This is a genomic window from Hyphomonas adhaerens MHS-3 (assembly GCF_000685235.1).
Classification (GTDB): Bacteria; Pseudomonadota; Alphaproteobacteria; order Caulobacterales; family Hyphomonadaceae; genus Hyphomonas; species Hyphomonas adhaerens.
In genome coordinates this window covers 1505457-1528217 of sequence record NZ_ARYH01000001.1, presented here as the reverse complement: position 1 = coordinate 1528217, position 22761 = coordinate 1505457, and the positions used below count along the sequence as shown (strand labels likewise).

At 62.6% G+C, this 22761-nt stretch carries 21 protein-coding genes and 1 pseudogene; 11 read left to right on the top strand and 11 right to left on the bottom strand.

Annotated features, from left to right (window positions below; translation table 11 throughout):
* Positions 1-74: 74 nt before the first annotated feature.
* The 4 genes from HAD_RS07545 to HAD_RS07530 form a co-directional block, all read right to left on the bottom strand.
* Positions 75-989 carry a carbon-nitrogen hydrolase family protein gene (locus HAD_RS07545; RefSeq protein ID WP_035570287.1) on the bottom strand — a complete coding sequence of 305 codons (915 nt, stop codon included), beginning with the start codon at positions 987-989 and terminating at the stop codon, positions 75-77.
* Positions 990-1221: 232 nt separating this feature from the next.
* Positions 1222-1788, bottom strand: coding sequence for a hypothetical protein (locus HAD_RS07540; protein ID WP_035570286.1), 567 nt, complete (start codon positions 1786-1788; stop codon positions 1222-1224).
* Between the two features lie 388 nt (positions 1789-2176).
* Positions 2177-2902: a ligase-associated DNA damage response endonuclease PdeM gene (gene pdeM, locus HAD_RS07535; RefSeq protein ID WP_035570284.1), complete on the bottom strand. Its 726-nt coding sequence runs from the start codon at positions 2900-2902 to the stop codon at positions 2177-2179.
* Positions 2903-3047: 145 nt separating this feature from the next.
* Positions 3048-5555 (bottom strand): ligase-associated DNA damage response DEXH box helicase, encoded by a 2508-nt coding sequence (locus HAD_RS07530; protein ID WP_035570283.1) that lies wholly within the window; start codon positions 5553-5555, stop codon positions 3048-3050.
* Positions 5556-5654: 99 nt separating this feature from the next.
* Here HAD_RS07530 and HAD_RS07525 point away from each other — a divergent pair, with 99 nt between their 5' ends.
* A complete protein-coding gene (locus HAD_RS07525) occupies positions 5655-6359 on the top strand; it encodes a hypothetical protein (protein ID WP_035570282.1) in 705 nt (234 codons plus the stop codon).
* A gap of 14 nt (positions 6360-6373) precedes the next feature.
* On the opposite strand, the gene HAD_RS07520 is transcribed toward HAD_RS07525, so the two are convergent.
* A complete protein-coding gene (locus HAD_RS07520; RefSeq protein ID WP_084331821.1) occupies positions 6374-7927 on the bottom strand; it encodes a serine hydrolase domain-containing protein in 1554 nt (517 codons plus the stop codon).
* A gap of 178 nt (positions 7928-8105) precedes the next feature.
* On the opposite strand from HAD_RS07520, the gene HAD_RS07515 reads away from it, so the two are divergent.
* Genes HAD_RS07515 through HAD_RS07505 form a run of 3 tightly spaced genes read left to right on the top strand, consistent with a single transcriptional unit; the run spans position 8106 to position 10959 of the window.
* The gene (locus HAD_RS07515; protein ID WP_035570280.1) at positions 8106-9134 is read left to right on the top strand and encodes a ligase-associated DNA damage response exonuclease; all 1029 of its coding nucleotides are present in this window, start codon (positions 8106-8108) and stop codon (positions 9132-9134) included.
* Between the two features lie 59 nt (positions 9135-9193).
* Entirely contained in the window at positions 9194-10390 is a 1197-nt protein-coding gene (locus HAD_RS07510; protein ID WP_051596014.1) for a S1 family peptidase, read from the top strand.
* Positions 10390-10959: a hypothetical protein gene (locus HAD_RS07505; RefSeq protein ID WP_035570279.1), complete on the top strand. Its 570-nt coding sequence runs from the start codon at positions 10390-10392 to the stop codon at positions 10957-10959. The genes HAD_RS07510 and HAD_RS07505 overlap by 1 nt, the downstream gene beginning before the upstream one ends.
* Positions 10960-11013: 54 nt before the next feature.
* Here HAD_RS07505 and HAD_RS07500 read toward each other — a convergent pair whose 3' ends face one another.
* Positions 11014-11628, bottom strand: a complete 615-nt coding sequence (locus HAD_RS07500; protein ID WP_035570278.1) for a glutathione S-transferase family protein — start codon at positions 11626-11628, stop codon at positions 11014-11016.
* An 88-nt stretch (positions 11629-11716) separates the two neighbouring features.
* On the opposite strand from HAD_RS07500, the gene HAD_RS07495 reads away from it, so the two are divergent.
* Positions 11717-13318, top strand: coding sequence for a cisplatin damage response ATP-dependent DNA ligase (locus tag HAD_RS07495; RefSeq protein ID WP_035571847.1), 1602 nt, complete (start codon positions 11717-11719; stop codon positions 13316-13318).
* 58 nt (positions 13319-13376) lie between these two features.
* Here HAD_RS07495 and HAD_RS18355 read toward each other — a convergent pair.
* Positions 13377-13694, bottom strand: a pseudogene (locus HAD_RS18355) (HU family DNA-binding protein); the annotation flags it as partial.
* A 182-nt stretch (positions 13695-13876) separates the two neighbouring features.
* Here HAD_RS18355 and HAD_RS07485 point away from each other — a divergent pair.
* The 6 genes from HAD_RS07485 (at position 13877) to HAD_RS07460 (ending at position 18858) form a co-directional block, all read left to right on the top strand.
* Complete coding sequence (locus HAD_RS07485) at positions 13877-14707, top strand: hypothetical protein (protein WP_035570277.1); 831 nt, start codon at positions 13877-13879, stop codon at positions 14705-14707.
* A gap of 19 nt (positions 14708-14726) precedes the next feature.
* Complete coding sequence (locus HAD_RS07480; protein ID WP_035570276.1) at positions 14727-15563, top strand: mechanosensitive ion channel family protein; 837 nt, start codon at positions 14727-14729, stop codon at positions 15561-15563.
* Between the two features lie 44 nt (positions 15564-15607).
* Positions 15608-16735, top strand: a complete 1128-nt coding sequence (locus HAD_RS07475) for a mechanosensitive ion channel family protein (protein ID WP_162177480.1) — start codon at positions 15608-15610, stop codon at positions 16733-16735.
* Positions 16728-17081: a hypothetical protein gene (locus tag HAD_RS07470; RefSeq protein WP_035570275.1), complete on the top strand. Its 354-nt coding sequence runs from the start codon at positions 16728-16730 to the stop codon at positions 17079-17081. The genes HAD_RS07475 and HAD_RS07470 overlap by 8 nt, the downstream gene beginning before the upstream one ends.
* Positions 17082-17180: 99 nt before the next feature.
* The gene (locus tag HAD_RS07465) at positions 17181-18080 is read left to right on the top strand and encodes an SDR family oxidoreductase (RefSeq protein WP_035570273.1); all 900 of its coding nucleotides are present in this window, start codon (positions 17181-17183) and stop codon (positions 18078-18080) included.
* Positions 18081-18117: 37 nt separating this feature from the next.
* Entirely contained in the window at positions 18118-18858 is a 741-nt protein-coding gene (locus HAD_RS07460) for a nucleoside/nucleotide kinase family protein (protein WP_051596012.1), read from the top strand.
* 4 nt (positions 18859-18862) lie between these two features.
* Here HAD_RS07460 and HAD_RS07455 read toward each other — a convergent pair whose 3' ends face one another.
* The 4 genes from HAD_RS07455 to HAD_RS07440 all read right to left on the bottom strand — a co-directional run bounded on the left by HAD_RS07455 (position 18863) and on the right by HAD_RS07440 (position 22757).
* Positions 18863-20002, bottom strand: coding sequence for a zinc-binding dehydrogenase (locus tag HAD_RS07455; protein ID WP_035570271.1), 1140 nt, complete (start codon positions 20000-20002; stop codon positions 18863-18865).
* A 40-nt stretch (positions 20003-20042) separates the two neighbouring features.
* The gene (locus HAD_RS07450) at positions 20043-21017 is read right to left on the bottom strand and encodes an NADPH:quinone oxidoreductase family protein (protein WP_035570269.1); all 975 of its coding nucleotides are present in this window, start codon (positions 21015-21017) and stop codon (positions 20043-20045) included.
* Between the two features lie 9 nt (positions 21018-21026).
* Positions 21027-22061 carry an alpha/beta hydrolase gene (locus HAD_RS07445; RefSeq protein WP_035570268.1) on the bottom strand — a complete coding sequence of 345 codons (1035 nt, stop codon included), beginning with the start codon at positions 22059-22061 and terminating at the stop codon, positions 21027-21029.
* A gap of 72 nt (positions 22062-22133) precedes the next feature.
* Positions 22134-22757, bottom strand: a complete 624-nt coding sequence (locus HAD_RS07440; protein WP_035570266.1) for a TetR/AcrR family transcriptional regulator — start codon at positions 22755-22757, stop codon at positions 22134-22136.
* Positions 22758-22761 lie beyond the last annotated feature (4 nt).

The window sequence follows — 22761 nt, the reverse complement described above, 5'->3', positions numbered from 1 at the left end:
GATTATTTGCCTACGGTCAAGCGAGGGAGGAATATTGTCCTAGACCCTGCATACCGGTTTCAAGCCGCCACACCTTATCTTTGCGGCGCGGTGTCAACCGACAGGCGGAACACGTCCGGGCGGCTGTAATGGCCGCTGATATCCAGATCGAATTTCGCCCGCTTGATATCGTCGAGGTCGATCTCGGCCGAGACGATTGTGCTTTCATTGAACACAGGCGCCGCCAGCACCTCCCCCATGGGCGAGATGATACAGCTGCCGCCCCGGATCAGAACCGTGTCCGGCGCCGTGCCCTGGACCGGCTCGAACCAATCGGCGCGCACATCACCGACCGTCATGTACTGGCAGGCACTGACGACGAAGCACCGGCCCTCCAGCGCAATCGTCTGCATTGTCGGCAGCCAGACATCGCGGTCATCCACGGTCGACACGCAATGCACCTGCGTCCCCTGATCGTAGAGATGCGAGCGGAACAGCGGCATGTAGTTTTCCCAGCAGATGGCCATGGACAGCACACCCATGTCGGACTTCGCGACCTTCATGGTCGATCCGTCCCCCTGCCCCCAGATGACTTTTTCCATCGCCGTCGGCATCAGCTTGCGGTGCCAGGACAGGATCTCTCCGTCCCGCCCCATCGCCACGCTGGAACAATAGAGCGTTCCGCCGTCCCGCTCGATTAGTCCGAGCACGGTATTGATCTGCGCCTCTTTGACCAGCGCCTGTATGTCCGCCATCTGCGGCGAGGTCCGTTCGATGGCGCCATCGAAATACTGGCGGAACTGCTCCCGCCCTTCCGGCTGGCGCATGCCGACGCGCACGCCGAAATCGATCCCCTTCGGATAGCCGCCGATGAACGCCTCCGGAAACACTGCGAGGTCGGCGCCGGTCTTCGCCGCCTCTTTCAGCTTGTCGGCAAAGAGGGCGATCGTGGCAGGCGTGTCAAACAGCTTTGACCCGGCCTGTACGGCGGCAACGGTAAATTTCGGCATCTGGCGTTTCCCTGACGAAGCATGCAGGAAACCGATTACGACAATCTCCCCCACCCGTCACGCGGCGCATCGTCCCGCCCTACCCGGCGCGCTGGACATCCCGATGCCGCATGAGGCCACACTCCGCTGTTTTCGCGGAAGCTGGCGCGGCGGGATTATTTGCCTACGGTCAAGCGAGGAAGGAATATTGTCCTAGTGGCGCTCATCAACGTTGGTGACGCCAAATGCAAGCTCATTTCGTTTCGGGCGGGTCACTAGGCGGCTCATTCAACTCGTATGGCAACTTTGCTTCTGAGATCAACGACATGATCTTTCCTGCGGCCGCAAGCAACTGGATTTGGAAAGCCTTTAATGTTCCGATCGCTGTTTCTTCTGCTTTGTGATATTCGATAGCGAATTCACGAGACTGAGGGCGCTTAACTTTGGGCGCCATGTTGAGCCTGAACACTTTATCTTCGCTGCCAAGCCAATAATCGTGCATATAGCGATTGCGTTTATTCCTCAGGTCTGTGTTGATCTCATCGAGAAGCTTTTTTAAATCCGAGTACCAACGGTCATTAGGTTTTCGAACGAACCCCATGGCAAGAATCGCAGATATTTTGTTTTTGAGGTCCATACTACCTAAAATAATACTTGCCGCTTCCGGCTCTCTGAGCTGCATCAACCCCAAAAGAAGAATATCAAGTTGAAGTTCCAGTCGCGACCAGAGTATTGAAATCATGCCAAGCTCAGTAGCATGCTTCCGCATTGGGAGCGCTTCAAGTTGATCAAGAATATCCTGTAACGCGTCGTCCGACATCCGGAACTCCTGAACCCGTTTGCTCACTTGCTGATCGGTTGTTGCGCGGTCAACCACTGATTAGCGCAAGGTGGAATTGGAATTTGCGTGACGCACTCGTAGGGTTGATATCGCTTCGCTCAACTCACCCTACTCACTTGATTCCCCACTCCAAATAAAATCATCCGAGCCAACCTTCTGTTCGCCAAAGTGGATCTCATAGTCTGAACCGAGACGCGCTGCGACCTTCTCCGCCTCTTCTCGTGTGTCATAGACACCAGCTAGGTGCCAAGGCGCCATACGGACGACCCCCCAGCCGTTCCGACTCACATGTCCTGGAAGTGGCATTCCGAACTCCTTCCTTTGAAAAAATTGTCTGCACATGCCATATCGGAGCGCGGTGGCCCGATTACAACTTCCACTGCGCCCCGCGCGGGACATCCCCGAGCAAACTCCCGCCTGACAGCACAAACACTTTCCCTTCGCCGAGCGCAAACGCCGTCAGCCCCTCCGGGAACACTTTCCCAAACGCCTCGTCCAGCACGTTGAGGCCGCCGGTGAAGGCGCCCAGGGCGGGCATGACGAGGCGGGCGCCGTCGCTGGCGAAGCAGCGGCGGCGGACATTCCGTCCACGGCCTTTTACCTTGGCCACGGGGTGGAGGTGGCCGGAGACTTCGCCTGCCTCCCCTTCCGGCTCGTGCCGGAAGACGAGCGGGCCGAGGCGCACAGTCTTTTCCGCGCGGCCGCCGAGATGGGCCGGCGGGTCGGGGTCGTGATTGCCTTCCACCCAGATCCAGTCATGGGCGGAGGTCAGCGCGCGGATGCGTTCCGCATAGGCTTCCGGCAGGCGCAGCTCGGCCGCGCGGTCATGGAAGCTGTCGCCGAGGGAAATAATGGTCTGCGGCATCAGCTGCGCCGAGAGCCGCTCGACCACGGCGAGCGTTGCGCCCGTGTCATAGGGCGGCAGCATCTGGCCGCGCGCGGCATAGGCGCTGCCTTTCTCAAGGTGCAGGTCCGAGACGACCAGAAGGCGCTGCTCCGGCCACCAGAGGCCGCCCTCCGGCAGCGGCACGAGCAGCTCGCCCGCAAGATGCAGGAAGGTCTCTTCACGCCGGTTTGCGAGGGCTGCGGTCATGGGGGAAGTCTGGCCTGCCCCGCCGGGCGGGTCAATTTCGGAATGCGGCGGGCGGAAGAAGGCCCGCTATAGAAGGTCTATAGACGGTCCATAGACGGTGTTTGTGAGGGTCTGCGGGGCGCCCTATCCAACACCTTGCCGCCCCTCAGTCGATGCGCATGGCGTCGCGCACCAGCGTGTCTTCCGCCTCGCTGAGGATCGCGTCCTGAACGCTGGCGCCGAAGACGGGCTCCTTGCCGATTTCGAGCATGACAGGCACGGCGAAAGGGCTGATCCGTTCCAGCGGCACATGGTCGATCTTGCCTTGAATTCTCAGGAGCATTTCGCCCAGCCGCCGCACATCCAGCAGGCCTGTCGCCGCATCCTGCCGCGCCGCCTGCAGCAGGACGTGATCCGGCTCATGGCTGCGCAGCACGTCATAGATGAGGTCGGTGGAGAAGCTGACCTGCCTGGAGTTCTTCTCCTTGCCGGGCAGATTGCGGTGGATCAGGCCGGAGATTTGCGCGCACTGGCCGAAGGTGCGCTTCATCAGGGCGCTTTCGTCCAGCCAGGCTTCGAGGTCGTCGCCCAGCATGTCCGGATGGAATAATTCTTCCATGTTTACAGGGCTCAAGTCTTCCATGCCCCAGACGGCCATGGCGTATTCGCTGGCCACAAATCCGGTCGGTTTGGCGCCCATCCGCTCCAGCCGCCGGGTCAGCAGCATGCCCAGCGTCTGGTGCGCCAGCCGCCCCTCGAAGGGATAGGTGACAAGATAGTGCCGGTCGCCGCGCGGGAAGGTCTCGACCAGGAGGTGATCCGGCGGGGGGATCTCCGAGCGCAGGCGCTGGATCTCGAACCATTCCTGGACTGGTTGCGGCAGGTGGCGCCATTCGTCAGGGTTGTGGATCATGTGCCGTACGCGGTCGGCCAGGAAGGTCGTCAGCGGGAACTTGCCGCCATTATAGCTGGGGATGGCGGGCCGGTCGCCGGTGGCCCGCACGACCAGCGCGTCCAGCCCCTCAATGCCGACAAGGCGCAGCACTTCGCCGCCAAACAGGAATGTGTCGCCGGGCGTCAGCTGGGACAGGAAGTATTCTTCCATCTCGCCCAGCTTGTAGCCGGCGCGCACGGCGCGCTGCTCCCCCGGTTTCGGTTTGCCGATGAAGCTCGCCATCCGCACCGACAGCATGGGCGCCTCGACGATGGCACCGACATTCATCCGGTGCGCCTGCGCATCCCGCGGCGTGCGCGCCACCCAGCGCCCGTCCGGCCGGCGCACGATGCGGTGATAGCGGTCATAGGTCTTCAGGGCATAGCCGCCAGTGGCGACAAAATCGACAATCCTTTCAAAGGCTTCCCAGTCCAGATCCTGATACGGCCCGGCACGGACGATCTCGTCGTAGAGCTCGGCGAGGTCGAACCCGTCGCCGCAGGCACGGCCCATGACATGCTGGGCCAGCACGTCCAGCGCGCCGGTGCGCAGACCCTCGCCGTCGATCTCTCCGGCTTCCACGGCGGCCTCTGCCGCGCGGCATTCCAGCACTTCGAACCGGTTGGTCGGCACCAGCACGGCACGGCTGGCCTCGTCCATTCTGTGGTTCGCCCGGCCGATGCGCTGGATCAGGCGCGCGGCGCCCTTGGGCGCGCCCATCTGGATGACGAGGTCCACCTCCCCCCAGTCGATGCCGAGATCCAGCGTCGAGGTACAGACGACGGCTTTCAGCACGCCCACCGCCATGGCCGCCTCGACCTTGGTGCGCTGCTCCCGCGACAGGGAGCCGTGGTGCAGCGCGATCGGCAGGCCGTCCTCGTTCACTTTCCACAGCTCCTGGAACATCAGCTCCGCCTGGCTGCGCGTGTTGACGAAGACCAGCGTCATCGTCGCCTTTTTGATGGCTTCATACACCTCCGGCACGGCGAAGCGCCCGGAATGACCGGACCACGGAATGCGCTTGTTCGAAATGAGGATGTCGACGTCCGCTGAAACGCCGCCTTCGGCCTGCAGGATGCGCACACCCTTGCCGTCGCCACGCACATCCAGCCAGTCGGCAAGGCCCTGCGGGTCACGTACGGTGGCGGACAGGCCGAGGAAGCGGCAGGCCGGCGCCCAGCTCGCCAGCGTCGCTAGGCCAAGGGACAAGAGGTCCCCACGTTTCGAGGCGGCGATGGCGTGGATCTCGTCCACGATCACGCATTTGAGGTCCGCGAAGAACTCTTTCGCATGGTCCGACGCGATAAACAGGGCGAGTTGTTCCGGCGTCGTCAGCAGCACGTCCGGCGGGGTCTTGCGCTGGCGCTGGCGCACATGGCTCGGCGTGTCGCCCGTGCGCGTTTCGATGCGCAGGCCGAGGCCCATTTCCTCGACCGGCATCATCAGATTGCGCTGCACATCCGTCGCCAGCGCCTTCAGCGGCGAGATGTAGAGCGTGTGCAGCGCCGGGATGCCGGAGTTCTTTTTTGGCTTTTCCCGGCTGAGTTCGATCAGGCTGCCCAGGAAGCCTGCCAGCGTCTTGCCGCCGCCGGTCGGGGCGATCAGCAGCGCGCTCTCCCCGGCGAGGGAAGCGCCCGCAAGCGCCAGCTGGTGCGGGCGCGCCGACCAGCCGCGCGCGCCGAACCAGCCTGCAAAGGGCTCGGGCAAGGTAAATGCGGGAGGATGGGCGCTGTCTGGCATGGCTTCAGATTAAACTACCGCAAGACACGGCATTTGCGGGTTTTTTTCCAGTCACTTTCCGGCAAGGTGAGCGCGTCTCCTCCAACTGATGGAAACCCGATGCGCCCTGCCTGTCTGCCCCGCCTGTCTCTGATCGCCCTGCCGCTGCTGGCCTTTCCGGCCTTCGCCGAAACGCCGCTGGAAGCGGCCCTTGCCGCTCCGACCGAGGGACCGACCTACCGGTTTGACCTGAAAATCGAGGACAATGACCTGAAAGCGGAGGCGCAGGTCGACCCGTCCCGGCCGGAAGGCGAACATCTGACGCTGATTTCCCCGGCAGCCGACACGCTGGAAGGCAAGGCTGCCGAGCGCTACGCCGAGCTGAAAGAGAACACGTCCGGCGACAAGATCTGGTGCAACAATTTCAATCAGAACATTCCTGCCGACGCGAAGATGATTTCCGAATCCGGCGACGCCGCTGTCTACAGCTTCACGCCCCTGCCCGGTGAGGACAAGGAGACCGCCAAGGTCTACAAACACCTCACCGGCCGGGTGACGGTTTCCAAGGAAAAGCCCGCCATTCTCGCCTTTGAAATGTTCGCCGAAAAACCGTTCAAACCGGCCATGGTCGCCAGGATCGACAGCTTCAGCATGACAGCGAATTGCGGCCGCGCCCCGGATGGACGCACCTATGTGCAGGACCTGGCGCTGGACGTCAGCGGCAATGCAATGATGCAGGCCTTCAGCCAGTCCGAGCGGCGCGAGGTGACCAATCTGGTCGCCCTGCCCGGCACGTCAGCGGACACGGCCCTCGGCCAGCGCTAGTCGCTTTTCCGCCCTTATTCGGTGAGGCCGTACTTGGCGAAAATCTCTTCGCGGATCGCCTGAATGGCCTTTTCGCTGCGGGCGCGGCGGCGGTCGATCTCGGCTTCGATTTCTGCCTCGGCGGCGTCACGCTGGGCGGTGATCGCCGCCCGCTCGTCTGCTGCGGCCTGCAGGGCGAGCAGCACATCGCGCGTGAAGCTGTTGATGTCGAATCGGGCCCCGCCGATCACATCGAAGCCGCGGCGCACGACAATCGCATTCATGCTGGGCACGATGACGACATACTGGCCGCGATTGCCGGCCATGTAGAACGCATCGGCCGGGACCCCCGGCGCATTGTTCATCAGCCAGAACTGCGCGCCATAGCCTGCGCCGCTGGCAGGCTGGGCCGGGGCCGGCGTGCGGACGAAATCGACCCAGCCTTCCGGCAGGATCCGCTCGCTGCCCCACATGCCGTCCTGCAGGTAGAGCTGGCCCACACGGGCAAGGTCGCGCGCCGTCGACCAGACCTGGCTGGACGAGATGAAATCGCCATTCCAGTCCACTTCCATCGTCGTGTGGCGCGCGCCGATCTTGTGCAGCACGGACTCGTACGGGAAGCTGTGGAACTTGCTGTCATCGCCGATTGCCTCGCGCAGGGCCCGCATGGCGATCAGCGTGTCGTCATTGGCATATTTGAAGCGTTTGCCGGGCATCGCTTCCAGCACTTTGGAGGCAGCCTGGTCCACTACGCGCCCGCCGCCGAAATACAGCCGGTCGGTGCGTGAACCGGTTTCGCCGCTGTCCAGGCCGCTCGCCATGTTCAGCAGGTTCCGGAGGGTGATCTTGCGCCGCGGATCGGCGCCGGACTCCCATGCGTCCAGCACCGCCGGGTAGTCGATGTCGACCATGCCCTGACGGCGCGCGGCGCCGATCACGGTGGCGGTAATCGACTTGGCGGCAGACCAGGTGCGCTGCGGTGTCTCGTGATCAATCCCGCGGGCATACCGCTCGGCCACGATCTGGCCGTCCTTGACGACGACCACGGCGCTGGTGCGCGTGCCATTGCCATAGGTGCGCTCGTCGAACGCGAAGGAGACCGGGATATCGAGGCGCTCGGCCTCTTCGGTCCGCAGGCTGACCTGTACGTTGGAGCCGATGGCGCTGCCCCGGTCCTCCCCCGTCACGTCCGGCCAGGCGGCAAAGCGCGGCAGGTAGCCGATCATGGTCTCGTCGGCGCCGGCAGGCAGCTGGGTACAGCCGAAGCCCGGCCGGTAGGCGGCAATGCGCGGCGGCATGGACGGGTCGTAGAGCACGCTCACGGTTTGCTCGCTGAGGTCGATGCGGGCTTCCGGCAGCTGGTCATAGGCCCGGCGGTAGTCCGTGTAGATGCCGTCCAGATCATTGTCTTCGAGGGTATTGAGATCCATGCCCGCCACGAACGTGTCGGAACAAACGAAGCTCGCTTTCCAGCCTGCGGCCAGCGACTTATCCATCAAGGCCGAATTCCCGCCTTCCTGGGCCAGGGATGGCAGCGCCATCAGGGCCAGCGCGATGGCGGAGGCAAAAACGGAACGGGATGGCTGCATATCAAAAAACTCCCTCAACACCGGGCGAAGTCTATGCGCAGGTTTTCGTGTCGCAAGTGTGGCAAGTCAGTTCGGATCAGGAAAAATCCTTGAAAATTCAGGGAGAGGTGTTTCCGCCCCCGCATAAACAAAGCGGAACCTGCCTTCCCTGCCGGTTTCTGGCAGCTACATTGACACCATGCTCCGCCCGGACCTCCTTCTGCAGCCGACGCCGAAGGGCCTGTATTGCCCGCCGGGAGATTTCTATCTGGACCCCGTACGCGGCGCGGTGGAGCGGGCCGTCATCAGTCACGGCCACTCCGATCACGCCCGCGGCGGCCACGGCGCCGTGCTCTCCCATCCGCACACGCTGGCCATCATGGCGGCGCGTTATGGCGAGAATTTCGCGAAGTCCACGCAGGCGGTGGAATATGGCGAAGTGATCGACATCAATGGCGTCTCGGTCTGGCTGACGCCTGCCGGGCACATTCTCGGCTCTGCCCAGATCACGGTGGAGTACAAGGGCCTGCGGATGACCTTCACGGGCGACTACAAGCGCCGCTTCGACCCGACCTGCGCCCGTTTCGAGCCGGTGGACGGGACCCATATCTTCATCTCCGAAGCGACCTTCGGCCTGCCCGTGTTCCGCCATCCACCCACCGAACACGAGATGGCGAAACTCCTGCGCAACATCGCGGATTTCCCGGACCGCACGCACTGTGTCGGCGCCTATTCCCTCGGCAAGGCGCAGCGGATGATCCGCCACCTGCGTCTCGCCGGGCATGACGCACCGATCTATATCCACGGCGCGCTGGAAAAGCTCTGCGCGGTCTATGAAGACGCCGGGGTGCCCATGGGCGACCTGCGCCCGGCGACGATGGACGATACATCCAAAGCCGCGCGGGAAGCCTTTCGCGGACAGGTCGTGATCGCCCCGCCGGGTTCTTTCGAAGGGACCTGGGCGCAGCGCTTCCCGGACCCGCTGATCGGCTTTGCGTCCGGCTGGATGAGCGTGCGCCAGCGGGCGAAGGCCAGCGGCGTTGAGCTGCCGCTGATCATTTCCGACCATGCCGATTGGGACGAGCTGACCGATACCGTGCGGGAGGTGAACCCCGACGAACTCTGGGTCACTTATGGCCGGGAAGACGCGCTTGTGCGCTGGGCCATGCTGGAAGGACGCCGCGCCCGGCCACTGCGTCTGGTGGGTTACGAAGAAGAGGCTGGTTGACCCCGCACGCGGCACCGGCATTAACTGCGTTCTACGGTGTTCCAGAAGGGGATTTCAGAATGAAACGCCACCTGCTTGCCGGGGCTGCGCTGATGGCGCTGACAGCCCTGCCCGCCTGCGATGCAGTCCGCCTGCCGGGGATCAATCCCTCTGGCCAGGAAACGGCCGCTGCCGCACCCGCCACCGGCATGACCCAAAGCGATTCGCAGGTGCTGGCGGCGGAACCTGAAACAGATGCTGCAGACATGGGGGAAACACCCACCGTCGACCGCGACGCGGTTGCGCCGCTGGCGCCGGATGACGTGCGCGTCTCTCCGGAAAGCCTTATCGACGAGACAGCCACCCCCGCGCCCGAGGCGAGCGATCTCGACACGGCCGGAATCGAATCCTCCGGACTGACGCTGGCCGAACTGAATGCCGTACCGTGCGGCCTGCCGGCCGATGCCCCGCCGACCCCGACGGTCGGCGCGGTCGCTGGCGCCACGCAGACAGAAGACGCCGCCGTCGGCGCAGAAGCGGTCAACGCCCTCGCCGCCAGCCTCGCCAATTTCCCCGGCATCGTGAAACTGGAGCCGGTGAAGCCCGCCGAGGGCGGCATGATCGCCACGGGCCATTGCGGCGCCGTGCGCATCGCGGACCACTGGCTGGCGACAGCAGCCCATTGCGTGGACGAACCCTTCGATCAGCTGCGCATCATCGGCACGGCCGAAAACCTGCGCTCGCCCCTTGCCCACACAACGGAAGGCGAACTCGCCATCTGCCATGGCGGGTATGCGGGCACAGCGAACGGCTATGCCAATGATCTCGCCCTGATCCGCCTGTCCGATGAGGAAGTCGAGGCCCTCGGAGATGTCCCGGTGGCCCGGTATGGCGCAACCGACAAACCGCTGGCGCCTGCAAATTACCCCACCGCCGACATGGCTGGCTGGGGCCTGACACATTTCGGCGGGAAACTGTCGAACAGCCTGCTGTCCGCAAGCATCCGTATCACCGGCACGGGCCCGGCGACGATCTATGTCGCCAGCCAGGCGGGGGCTGGCCCCTGTGTGGGTGACAGCGGCGGCCCGCTCTATGTGACCGAAGCGGACGGTTCGAAGACCGCCATCGGCATTCTGTCCGTCGTCGAACAGAACCGGGAGACCGGCCAGTTCTGCGCCGGAGACTATAATGGCCGCTACACAAACCTGCAGGGCTACACCGGCTGGCTTAGTGATGTGATGACCCTGTGCGACAGCGATGAAGAGGCGTGCCGGTGATGCGCGCCGCCGTTCTGCTGGCCGCAGGCTTTGCCCTCGCGGCGTGCGCCAGCCGCAATGCGGACGAGGCCGGCCGCTACGCCTCCCTGCCCGCACAGCCGGCAGCAGCCTACGAATTGCCGACCGGCGGCCCGCACTCGATCAGCATCGCCATAATGGACTGCGAGGCAGGCGGATGCCCGGTCGTGAATGTTCTGCTGGACCCGGACAATTACTGGCAGCGCACAGCCGAAGATGGCGCCTATTCCGGCATCGCCCCGGGGGATCTTTATGCCTCGGTCCAAGCGGCATTCGAAGACCAGGGCTTTGACGACACGGACAGCGTGCTGGACATCACCAAGGACAATCCGGCCCTGTGCCCGCAATACCTGAAGCGCGGCCAAGTCTATTACATCCATCTTGGCCGAGGCGAGACAGGCCAGCGGATCGACTATGACACAGGCTGTTCCGGCTCACTCGATGCCCGCCGCGTAAAATTCGTGACGGAGGCTCTGGCGGAAATGACAGACCTCACCCATATTTTCGAAGGGGCTGTTACCTTGGAGGACGACATGGGCGACGAAGAGTAGATAACCGGATTCCCGGCTTCCGGTTTCAGCCTCCGGAAGCCGGACGAGTCCTGTCTAGATTCCGACTTCCATCATCTTCTGCCAGCCCGGACGGGCCTGCATCTTTTCGAACCATGCCTTGGTGGCGGGCCGGTTTTCCAGACCGCCCTGCGCGTTCGACATCAGGATCTGGAAGCCCATCAGGCAGTCTGCCGCAGTGAACCGTTCGCCTGCGAAGTACGGATATTTCGACAGGTGCGCTTCGATCGTCGCCGCCGCCTTCTCGCGCTCGGCCGCCATCATGGCCTGCGCAGGATTGCCGGTCATGTCGACCCGGGCAAAATAGACCTGCAGCAAGCCTGGAAGGAACACAGCACCTTCGGCGGCGTGGACCCACTCAAGATATCGCGGAAATTCCGGAGAACTGGGGCGCGGGTGCAGGCTGTAATCCGTGTCATACCGGCCCATGAGGTATTCCGCGATGGCGCCCGTCTCGGCGATGACGACATCCCCATCCTCCAGCAAGGGCGACTTTCCCATCGGGTGGATCTGCAGCAGATCCGGCGGCGCGAGGTTGGTCTCTTCATTGCGCTTGTAGTGCACGATCTCGTGCGGCACGCCGAGTTCGGCAAGCAACCAGACGATCCGCTGCGACCGGGAGGCGTTGAGGTGGTGGAGCTTCAGCGTCATGTGGCGTTTCCTCTGGATGCGTTGATTTTATCACGCGCCGGGGCATCCGGCGCTGTTATGCATCGCATTTGGCCCTATGTATCTGCACATGCAAGCTTTTGCCGACCTGCTGGAACGCCTGCTGCTGACGCCGTCGCGGAATGGCAAGCTGCGCCTGCTGACCGGATATTTTGGCACCGCGCCGGACCCTGACCGGGGTTATGCCCTCGCCGCGCTCACCGGCGAACTGGACCTGAAAAGCATAAAGCCCGCCGCCGTCCGCGCCCTTGCCGAAGAGCGCATGGACCCCGTCCTGTTCAACATGTCGTACGATTATGTCGGAGACCTCGCCGACACAGTCAGCCTCGTCTGGCAGGAGACGCGTGGTGCAAACCGGACGCCGCCGCTGTCCGAAATCGTCGAAACCCTGCAGGACACGACACGGGCCGAAGCGCCGCGCCTTGTTGCGGGCTGGCTGGATGGACTGGATGCCACCGGCCGGTGGGCCCTGCTGAAACTGATCATGGGCGGGCTGCGCATCGGCGTATCGGCCCGCATGGCGAAAATCGCGCTGGCAGACTTTGGCAGCGTCGACATCAAGGACATCGAGGAGATCTGGCACGGCCTTGCCGTGCCTTACGAAACGCTGTTCGCCTGGCTGGAAGGCAAGACAAGCCGTCCGTCACCGGACATTGACGCACCATTCAGGCCGGTGATGCTGGCTCACCCGCTGATCCCGAAGGCAGACAGGGAGACTCCGGACGCGGTGGACCCGTCTCTCATTACGCCGGGCAGCTTTGCCGCAGAGTGGAAATATGACGGGGTCCGCATACAGGCCTCCGTTGAGGGCACAGTCCGGCGCCTGTACACCCGCACGGGCGACGATATCTCCCACACATTCCCGGATGTCCTGGCCGGCCTGAATTTCCAGGGCACGCTGGACGGCGAACTGCTGATCCGCGCGGAAGACGGCGAAGGCGTCGCGCCGTTCAATGCGCTGCAACAGCGGCTGAACCGGAAGACCGTCACCAAACGGCAGATGCAAACGCACCCTGCCTTCATCCGTGCCTATGACCTTCTGCACGATGGAGAGGCTGACCTGCGCGCCTTGCCCTTCCGGGATCGGCGCACCGCGCTCGAAACCTTCCTTGCGCAACACGGAACGGCGCAGCTTGATCTGTCTCCGTTGGTGCCTGTGACCAGCCTGCAGGATCTTGATGCGCTCCGCATGAACCCGCCCGCCCCGGAAATCGAAGGCCTGATGCTGAAGCGCTGGGACAGCGCCTATGTCGCCGGGCGCCCGGCGGGCCTTTGGTACAAATGGAAGCGTGACCCGTTCCTGATCGACGCCGTCATGCTTTACGCCCAGCGCGGGCACGGCAAGCGTTCAGGCTACTATTCCGATTACACGTTCGGTGTGTGGAACGGCGAGACACTGACGCCTGTCGGAAAGGCCTATTTCGGCTTCACCGATGAGGAATTGAAAGCGCTCGACAAATTCGTCCGTGAAAACACGGTCGAGCGCTTCGGCCCCGTGCGCTCCGTCACGCCGGAGATTGTGCTGGAAGTCGCCTTCGAGGGCTTGCAGCGGTCTGCCCGCCACAAATCCGGCGTCGCCATGCGGTTCCCCCGCATCAACCGGATCCGCTGGGACAAGCCCGCAGAAGAAGCAGACCGGCTGGAAACGCTGGAAGCCATGTTACCCGAATAAGAAAAGGCCGGGCGCCTGAGACGCCCGGCCTTTAGTATATCTGGAAATTCGTCTGTTATCAGACGGATTCCTTGAGTTCCTTCGCAACGCGGAACGCAACTTTCTTGGAAGCCTTGATCTTGATGGCTTCGCCGGTTGCCGGGTTGCGGCCCATGCGGGCCGGACGCTTGCGCACTTCCATCGTGCCAAGGCCCGTGAAACGGACTTTTTCGCCCTTCTTCAGGCGCTTCGTGGTCATGGAGACCAGATCGCCCAGAACGGCTTCAGTTTGCTTTTTCGTCATGCCATGCGCTTCGGCCAGTTCAGCAGCCAGCTGGCGCAGGGTGACGGTAACGACCTTCTTCGGAGCCGCAGCCGCACGTGCAGCCGGTTTCGCAGCTGTGCGTGTAGCCGGCTTTGCGGCCGGTTTTGCAGCTGGCTTGGCAGCAGCAGTCCGACGAGTGGTCGTTGCCGCTTTGGCGGCGGGTTTCGCAGCGGCCTTCTTGGCCACAGGTTTCTTTGCCATGAGCAAATTCCTCTATTCCGACTCAAATGAGTCGGCAGGCGAATAGCGTAAAAATGCCCGCCTGCCTTGCTTTTTTTCAGTTCGGCGCAATTTTCTTCACACACGAACCCTGCCACACAGTGTCCATGAAATCACGTCTTCCCCTGATCCTGATCGCACTCGGAATCCTTCAGCCGCTGTCTGGTGCGCTGGCGCCGGTCCTTGGAATTGGCACACCCATCGGCGAGGCAACGCGCGGAATACAGGCACCGGAACAACCGCTTCCCGCCTACTTTTCGATCTGGAGCCTTATTTTTGGGGCATATATTGCCTTTGCCTTCGCCGCATGGCGCCAATGTGAGCCATGGATGTTGCGCGTCGGCAAACCCCTCGCTTTGGCAGGCGGCGCCAATATTGTGTGGATGTTGAGCGCACAACTCATCGCGCGCCAGCCCGTCGACTTTCTGCTCCTGTTTCCCATTGCCGCCTTGTCATGGACTGCCGCAGCGCGGTTTGACCGGATGCGCGGGATGGGCGGAAGCATGAAAAAACTCGTCGCCGATGCCGCAACCGGACTGCTTTCGGGTTGGATCCTTGTCGCAATCGGGATCTCTGTGCCTCTGCTGATTCGTAACCTCACGAGCTATGGGCCGACGGACCTTCCATGGCAGATGCTATGGATCTCTTTGGGAACTATTGCGTTTGGTTCATGGGTTTTTGCCCGTTACATCAGCCGCAGCCTATGGTTCTTTGCGGCCCTGGCATGGGGCCTGATGGGGGTCATCGCCAATAACTGGACGGTGACGGGAATGACGTGGCTCGCCATCATGACCGGTGTGTCCGGCAGCCTGGTCCTCTGCCTGCGCTTGTTGCGCGGCGCAGACGGAACCACTGTCCCCGCCTGAATTCACTACGGAGTACGACATGGAATTTCTGAACAATATCGACTGGGAAGCACAGCTGGCCGAACATTGGCCGATGCTTGCCGGATATGCCCTGAAGGCCGTCGGTGCCTTCATTGTGCTGATTGCCGGTCTGCGGGTTTCCGGTTGGGTGGCATCGCTTGTGCGCAAGCAGGCCCTCAAACGCGACGATATCGACAACACGTTGGGAAGCTTCTTCGCGTCCATCACGCGCTGGTTGCTGACGGCGGCGACAATCATTGCCGCGTTGCAACTGTTCGGCGTTCAGGCCACCAGCTTTGTCGCCATCCTCGGTGCCATGACTCTGGCCATTGGCCTGTCGCTGCAGGGCGCCCTCGGAAACATCGCATCGGGCATCATGGTCATGCTCTTCCGTCCCTACAGTGTCGGCCAATATGTCGAACTTGCCGGCGAAGGCGGTACGGTAAAGGACATCAACCTGTTCCAGACCATCCTCGCCTCCCCCGACAATGTTCAGATCATCGTTCCCAACAGCCAGGCGATTTCCGGCGTGATCCGGAATTATGCCGGTTACCCGACCCGCCGTGTCGATCTCGTCTTCAGCGTGGATTATGGCGATGGCCTGGAGAATGCGATGGAAGTGATCGAACGGGCGGTGAAGGCCGATGACCGTGTCCTGGCAGATCCGGCACCGGTGGTCCGCGTCAACACGCTGGGCGCCAGCTCGGTGGACATTATCGCCCGCCCATGGGTGAAAACGTCAGATTACTGGGAAGTCCGCTGGACCCTGACCAGAACCGTCAAGGAAGCCCTCGACGCTGCCGGGATCTCCATTCCGTATCCGCATCAGGTCAATATCACGCGGGAGGTCAGCTGAAGTCAGTTGAAGCGCCTCACACTGCGTGACACAAGATTCGGATGATGCTTCAGATAGACACCACAGGCTGGCCGCCATGGGCCGCAGCGGCTGAACCTTATGCCGAACGATGGGGGCTGGTGCTCCTGTCGGTCGTGGTCGTCTGGATCGTTGCCAGCCTTCTGCGGCGCCTCGTCCTGCTGATCGGCAAGAGGTCGATTTCCAAGGACAAGGAGTTCGAGGGATCGAACTGGGACCTCGCCGCGTCGGTCACCCGCATGTTCGCCCTGATCCTGCTCAGTCCCATCCCACTCGGCCTGGCCGGGTATGACTGGGAAGCCATGGTGGAGCAGCGCGGCCCCGGCGCGGTCGGGGCCGTCGCGATCCTCGTGGTGGCGGTTATCATCGCCAATGGCGTCGCCCGGTCATTGCGGCGGTTCGGGCGGAAGGCTCACCGGCGCTCCGGGGCGGACGACACGCTGTTCGCCTTTGCGGCCTCGCTGTTCAAATACCTGATCTTCGCCGTCGCGATCGTCTTTGCGCTGACGCAACTTGGCTTTCCAACGGCATCGCTCGCCGCGCTGCTTGGCGCTGCCGGCCTTGCCATCGGCCTCGCCCTGCAGGACACGCTGAAAGCCGTCGCTGCGGGCATCATGCTGGCTGTTTTCAGGCCTTTCCGGATCGGCGACTATGTCACCGTTGCAGGGCTCGACGGCGAAGTGATCGACGTCACGCCTTTCCTCACGCAGGTAAAGCAGATCGACAACAAGGTGGTCTCCATCACCAATGACAGTGTGTGGGCGGAACCGCTGATCAACCACACCCGCCAGACACGGCGGCGGCTCGATCTCTATTTCGATATTTCCTACGATGACAATATGGACCTCGCCTTGCGTCTGGTCCGGGAAGTGGCCGACGCGCACCCGCGTATCCTGTCAGATGACGAAACCTGGGTCGGAATTCACGCGCTGGCTGCCTCCAGCGTTCAGGTGCGCTTGCGCGCCTTCGTTGCCACGCCGGAATTCGTCAATGTCCGCGCAGATATCACCAAGGCGGTGAAAGAGGCCTTCGATGCAAACGGCGTGACGATCCCGTTCCAGCATGTGGTCTATGTTCCGTACAAGGCCCCCGGCAGCGATACCGGTGATACGGCCGCGGCGCGTCCACCGATGACTCCACCGGACGATGACTGACACACCTCCCGTCGATCCCCCGGAACCGCCCGCTGGGCCGCCGGACAAGACCGGTAAGCCGCCGAAACGCCCGCTTCTGCGGCGCCTGTTCGGCATCAGCTTCTGGGGCGGCGTGAAACTGACCGGGCTGTGCATTCTGGTGGGCTTCTTTGTCATGGCCGCGAACTTCAATCCGGCCGCTCAGGATGCGAACATTCCGGCCGCACTGGCCGCAATTGCGAAGCAGACGCTGGCGGCAGCAGGCTGGGCAGTCCGCAATTTCTGGAAACCCGCCCTCGCGGGGGCCACAATCGTTGTCCCGCTCTGGGTCCTCTGGCGCCTGATCAGCCTGCCGTTCCGCAAATAGCAGGCGAAGTGTTCGTGCTGGCGCCCCGATTTGGGCTGGTCAGCTTGCCTGCCTGTCCTATGATCCCTCCAAAACAAGAAGAGATCCCGGGAGGACATCATGGACACATCCAAACTCATGTTTCGCGACGGCCTGATGAAGGACGAACGTATTCTGATCACAGGCGGTGGCACCGGCCTTGGGAAAGAAATGGCCGAAGGTTTCCTGAAACTCGGCGCCGAGGTTCACATCTGTGGCCGGCGTGGCGGCGTGTGCGAGGAAACCGCGAAGGAACTGATGGACAGGCATGGCGGCAAGGTCGTGCCGCATGCCTGCGATATCCGCGTCGCCGAGGCCATCACAGACATGAATGACGAAATCTGGGCCAAGCACGGCCCGCTCACCGGCCTGATGAACAATGCCGCCGGCAATTTCATCTCGCGCACGGAAGACCTCTCCATTCGCGGCTTCGATGCGATTTCCAACATCGTCTTCCGCGGCTCCTTCTACATGACGCACGACATCGGCAAGCGCTGGATCGACCAGAAGCACAAAGGCAATGTCTGCTCCATTCTCACGACCTGGGTGTGGAATGGCGGACCGTTCGTCGTACCTTCGGCGATGTCGAAGGCCGCTGTGAATACGATGACGCAATCCCTCGCCGTCGAATGGGGCCGGTATGGCCTGCGCTTCAATGCGATTGCCCCGGGCCCCTTCCCGACCAAGGGCGCCTGGGCGCGCCTGTCACCGGACTCGGGCGAAAGCAGCATGGAGCGCGGCGTCGCCAACCCGATGGACCGCGTCGGCGAGATGCACGAACTGGTCAATCTTGCCGTCCTGCTGATGGCGCCCGGCTGCGAATACATCAACGGCCAGACCATCGCGATCGATGGGGCCATGTACAATGCATCCGGCGGAAATTTCAGCGCCCTGGCTGCATGGAGCGACGAGCAATGGGCCGCCGCCCGCGACGCCATTGAGGGCGCAAATGCGGAGGACAAGGCGAAGCGAACTGTGTAGGTTCGCAAGCGTTTCGCAATTATCAGAATGGACCGGAATGACAGCAGGAACGCAGAACACCGATGGGGACGGCATTCACGCCCTGGCCGCCCGCCTCTCTGAACTGCAATCGGAACGGGCCGGCCTGATCGCCGGGCTCACCGGCTCCGTTGCCTCCGGCAAGACAACCCTTGCCGCGGCACTTGCCGGTGTGCTGGATGATACGCTGGACGTCGAAACCGTTTCGACCGACGGCTTCCTGTTCCCCAACAGCGTGCTGACCGAGCGTGACCTGACGCTTCGCAAGGGTTTCCCGGAAACCTATGACCATCACGCGCTCGGCAATGCCCTGAGCGCCATTCGAACAGGTGAGGCGGCGTTCCCCACCTATAGTCACGTCACCTACGATGTGGACCCGGCCCTGACGCGCGTCATTGCCCGGCCGGATGTGCTGATCCTGGAAGGGCTCGGCTTCCGGCCCTTGTCGCCGCCCCCGCGCGAAACGCACGAGCCGGACCTGCTGATATATCTGGATGCCAGCGAAGACGACCTGCTTGCCTGGTTCCTGGAACGCTTCCTGCGCCTGTGGAACGCCGCGCGGGAAGACCCGGCATCCTTCTATGCGAACTTCCTGCACATGTCAGAGCCGGAGCTCCTGGAATTCGTACAATCTGTCTGGGAGCGGATCAACCTGCCAAACCTGCGGGAGAACATCGGCCCGCTGAAACAGCGGGCCGACATCGTTCTCTACAAGACCCGCGATCACTCTGTAACGATCGCAGAAGACAGGCTGCTCTGACGGCCTAGAGGCTCGGATCGATCAGGTATTTTTCGCCCGTCGCCTTGGCGTTATAGGCGTGCAGCGTGTCCAGATCGAGCGCCTCGGCCAGCGAGATCGTCTTCGTGTAGTGGCTGGCAAAGGTCGTATCCAGTTCGTCGATCACGCGCTTGTACATGCGTGCACGCACTTCCGGGGCCGCCTTCTCCAGGAACGGTGTCAGCAGGTAGCCGCTGAGGTTCCAGGCAAAGCCGACGCCGGCCGGCACGATGGTCGGCGACATGTCGAGCCGGCCGTAGATGTAGACCTGCGTTTCCGTGCCGGACCCATAGCGGGAATATTCTTTCATCTTGCGGCTGGCCGCAGCTTCCATGGCGATGAGCAGCTGGCCGGCCAGCGGTCCGCCGCCGATGGCATCAAAGCCCATTGTCGCGCCGGTTTCCATCAGGCCTTTGATCAGGTCTTCCATGAAAGTCGGCGAGGTCGAGTTGACGATGTGCTTGGCACCGATACCGCGCAGGATCTCCGCCTGTTCTTCCTTACGCACAATGTTGAGGATCGGCACGCCATCCTTGAGGCAGATCTTGTTCAGCATCTGGCCAAGGTTCGATGCGGCCGCAGTGTGCACGAGGGCGGAATGCCCTTTTGCCTTCATCGTTTCCACAAAGGAGAGCGCGGTCAGGGGGTTCACATAGCAGGACGCCCCCTGCTCTGCCGTCGTGCCGTCCGGCAGGGCCATGCACTGCGAGACATGTAGTGTACGGTATTGCTGGTACATGTTCCCGCCCAGGCAGGTGACCATCTTGCCAAGCAGCGCCTGTGCCTCAGGGGAATCCCCGGCGGCGACCACGATGCCTGCGCCTTCATTGCCCACGGCCAGCGACTGGCCAAGCCGGGCTTTCATGGCGCGCAGGCCGCCTTCCGGCACATCGGCCGTGATCGTCGGATTGTCTTTCGTTCCGCCCTGCACGGCGGTCGACATGTCGGCCCCGCCAACCAGAAGGCCGAGGTCGGACGGGTTGATCGGTGTGCCTTGAATCCGCACAAGCACCTGATCCGGGCCCGGCGCCTTCACCGGCGCTTCGGTGAGGGACAATTCCAGTTTGCCCTCCGGTGTCACCAGCGTGCGGATTTGAAGGCTTGTCTCGGGAAGTTGCTCAGCCATCGGGTATTCCTCTCTTAAGGTGTAAATTGTTTTATCGGTCTCAGGGTCTGATGATGACCTTACCGACAACTTCGCGGTCGGTCATCAGGCGCCACGCTTCCCGCCAGTCATCCAGCGGGATCTCCTTGAAGACGTGGGGGCGCACTTTGCCCTCTTCTGCCCATTGGCCGATCGCGGCCTTGTTCTTCAGCCCCCGCTCCGGGAACTGGCGGCCATACTCCCCCGCCCGCACGCCAACGACCGAGAACCCCTTGATCAGCGGCATGTTCGCATTGATCGAAGGAATACGCCCGGAAGTGAAACCGACAACCAGAAGCCGCCCGTCAAAGGCGATGCAGCGGACACTTTCGTCAAACACATCCCCGCCGACCGGATCGAAGATGACGTCCGCGCCGCGTCCCTGGGTGAGCGTCTTGACCTTGTCGCGAAAGCCCTGGGTCACGTTGATGCCGTAGTCCGCGCCGTATTCCAGCACCTTGTTCAATTTGGTATCGGATGCCGAAGTCGCGATGACCGTCGCGCCGAGCAGCTTGCCGACATCCACGGCGGCCATGCCAACCCCGCCGCTCGCCCCATGCACAAGCAGCGTTTCGCCCGGTTGCAAATTGGCCCGAACGACAAGCGCCACATAAGCCGTGATATAGGCTGCCGGAAAGGCCGCGGCCTGGGCGAACGTGAAGGGCCCCGGTTTGCGGGACAGGCTGGCCGCCGGAAGCACGGCATATTCCGCATACGCGCCGGTCTTGTTGCCGCCGATCACTTCGTCGCCGGGCGTCCACTCCGACACACCATCGCCGACCGCGTCGATCACGCCCGCGACTTCCATGCCGAGCGTGAAAGGCAGCTCCGGTTTGAACTGGTACTTGCCCTGGCTCATCAGAAGGTCGGGAAAATTCACCCCGGCCGCCTTCACGCGAACCCGGACCTCGCCCTCCCCCGGCTCCGGCACGGCAATATCCCGCACTTCCAGCCCGGAGAAGTCATCCGCAATCTGGTGACAGACAAGCGCTTTCAAGCCGCGCTCCTAGAGTTTTGAATAGACGGTGCGGACCATGTCCGCGATTTCCAGGCAGGCCTTGCGTGAGCCGGGCGAAATCAGGGTGAACGCCGTGAAGGCGTGCGCAAGATTGTCATAGCGTTTGTGGATCACCGGCACGCCGGCATCCTTCAGGCGGCGGGCATAATCATCGCCTTCATCGCAGAGCGGATCATGACCGGCCGTGATGACGACGGCCGGCGGCAGGCCATCGAGATGCCCCGTCTGCCCGGGCGACAGCATCCTGTCTGATTTGTCGAACCCTTCCGGCAGGTATTCCTGCATGAACCAGTCCATCGTGTCGGTGGACAGGGAGAAAGTCTGGCTGAACTCTTTGCGGGAGGGGAATTCCTCGACAAGGTCGATGGCCGGATAGATCAGCAGCTGCATCGCCGGCAGCGGCTTGTCCTCGCGCTGCATCTCCTGCGCGATGATCGCCGAGAAATTGCCGCCCATGGAATCTCCGCCCACGGCGGCAACACCTTCCGGCGCACCGAATTTGGCGGCATTGCGCATGCCCCATTCATAAGCGGCGCAGCAATCATCGATGCCGGCAGGGAATTTGTGCTGCGGTGCCAGGCGGTAGTCGACCGACAGGACAGGGCATTTCACCCGGCTGGCCAGAATGGAGCACCAGGCGTGACAGGTCTCCAGATCGCCGATCACGCCGCCGCCCATATGGTAGTAAACCATCAGCGGCGCCTTCGGATCCTGCCCGTCCGGGCGGTAGATGCGGGCCGGAATCTGGTTCTTGTTGGGGCCGGGAATGGTCAGGTCCTCGGTGCGCACACCGGGTTCGATGGGCGCCTCGACGGATGCCAGGGTTTCCTTGGTCACGGCCTGAACGGTTTCCGCCGGCAGGCTGGAGAGCGGCGGCGCATTGCGTCCGTTCCACGCCATCAGCTGCAGCTGCGGCTCCAGGGTACGGTCCCGAATTGTCAGCGGCTTGCCGCCTGCCATTTTCACGAGCAGGCCGCCCGGCAGTTTCATGACGAGCTTGGTGATGGTCTGCTGAAGGCTCATGGCCGCTCCCCTGTTGTATTCTCGGGGGAAGCTTAGACCTGCCGCGCCTCGCTCGCCAAGAGGGCAAGCGCCTTACTTCGCGGCAAGCTCCTTCACGCCGGCCATCAGCATCCGGGAGGCAAACTCGGTCGCACCGTCGACATCGACCGGCCGGCGGAGCAGCATGATTTCTCCCATTTCCCGGGCCGTTCCAATCGCGGCGGCCGTGAGAAACTCGATGTCGATGGTCGAGGATGTGTCTGCCGACAGGATTCGCTCAAGGTCCGACCGGATCTCCGCGGCAACCGCCAGCATTTCCGGCGTATCCACCCGCACGCCGATCAGCGCCATATGGGGCGCCCCTTCGGACAGGGCCTGACGGTTCTCATCGGCAATGAAGCTGAAATAGGCATGATAAGCATCATGCATATAGTCATGTGCGGTGCGGGCCGTGGCGCGGACATCTTTCAACATGCCGCGAAAGCGATGTGTGGAGTCTTCGGCAATTGCCTCGAAGACTTCTTCCTTGGATTTGAAGTAATTGTAGAACGTGCCGGCCGCGAGATCGGTCTCCCGGATAATGTCGCGCACTGTCGTGGCCTCGAACCCGATCCGCGCGAACACGCGCCGGCCGGCATCGAGAATCGCCCGCCGGTTCGCTGCCTTGGAACGGGCTCTCTTGCCGGAATTTTCTACCGTTTTCATGCCGATTGTCATGACT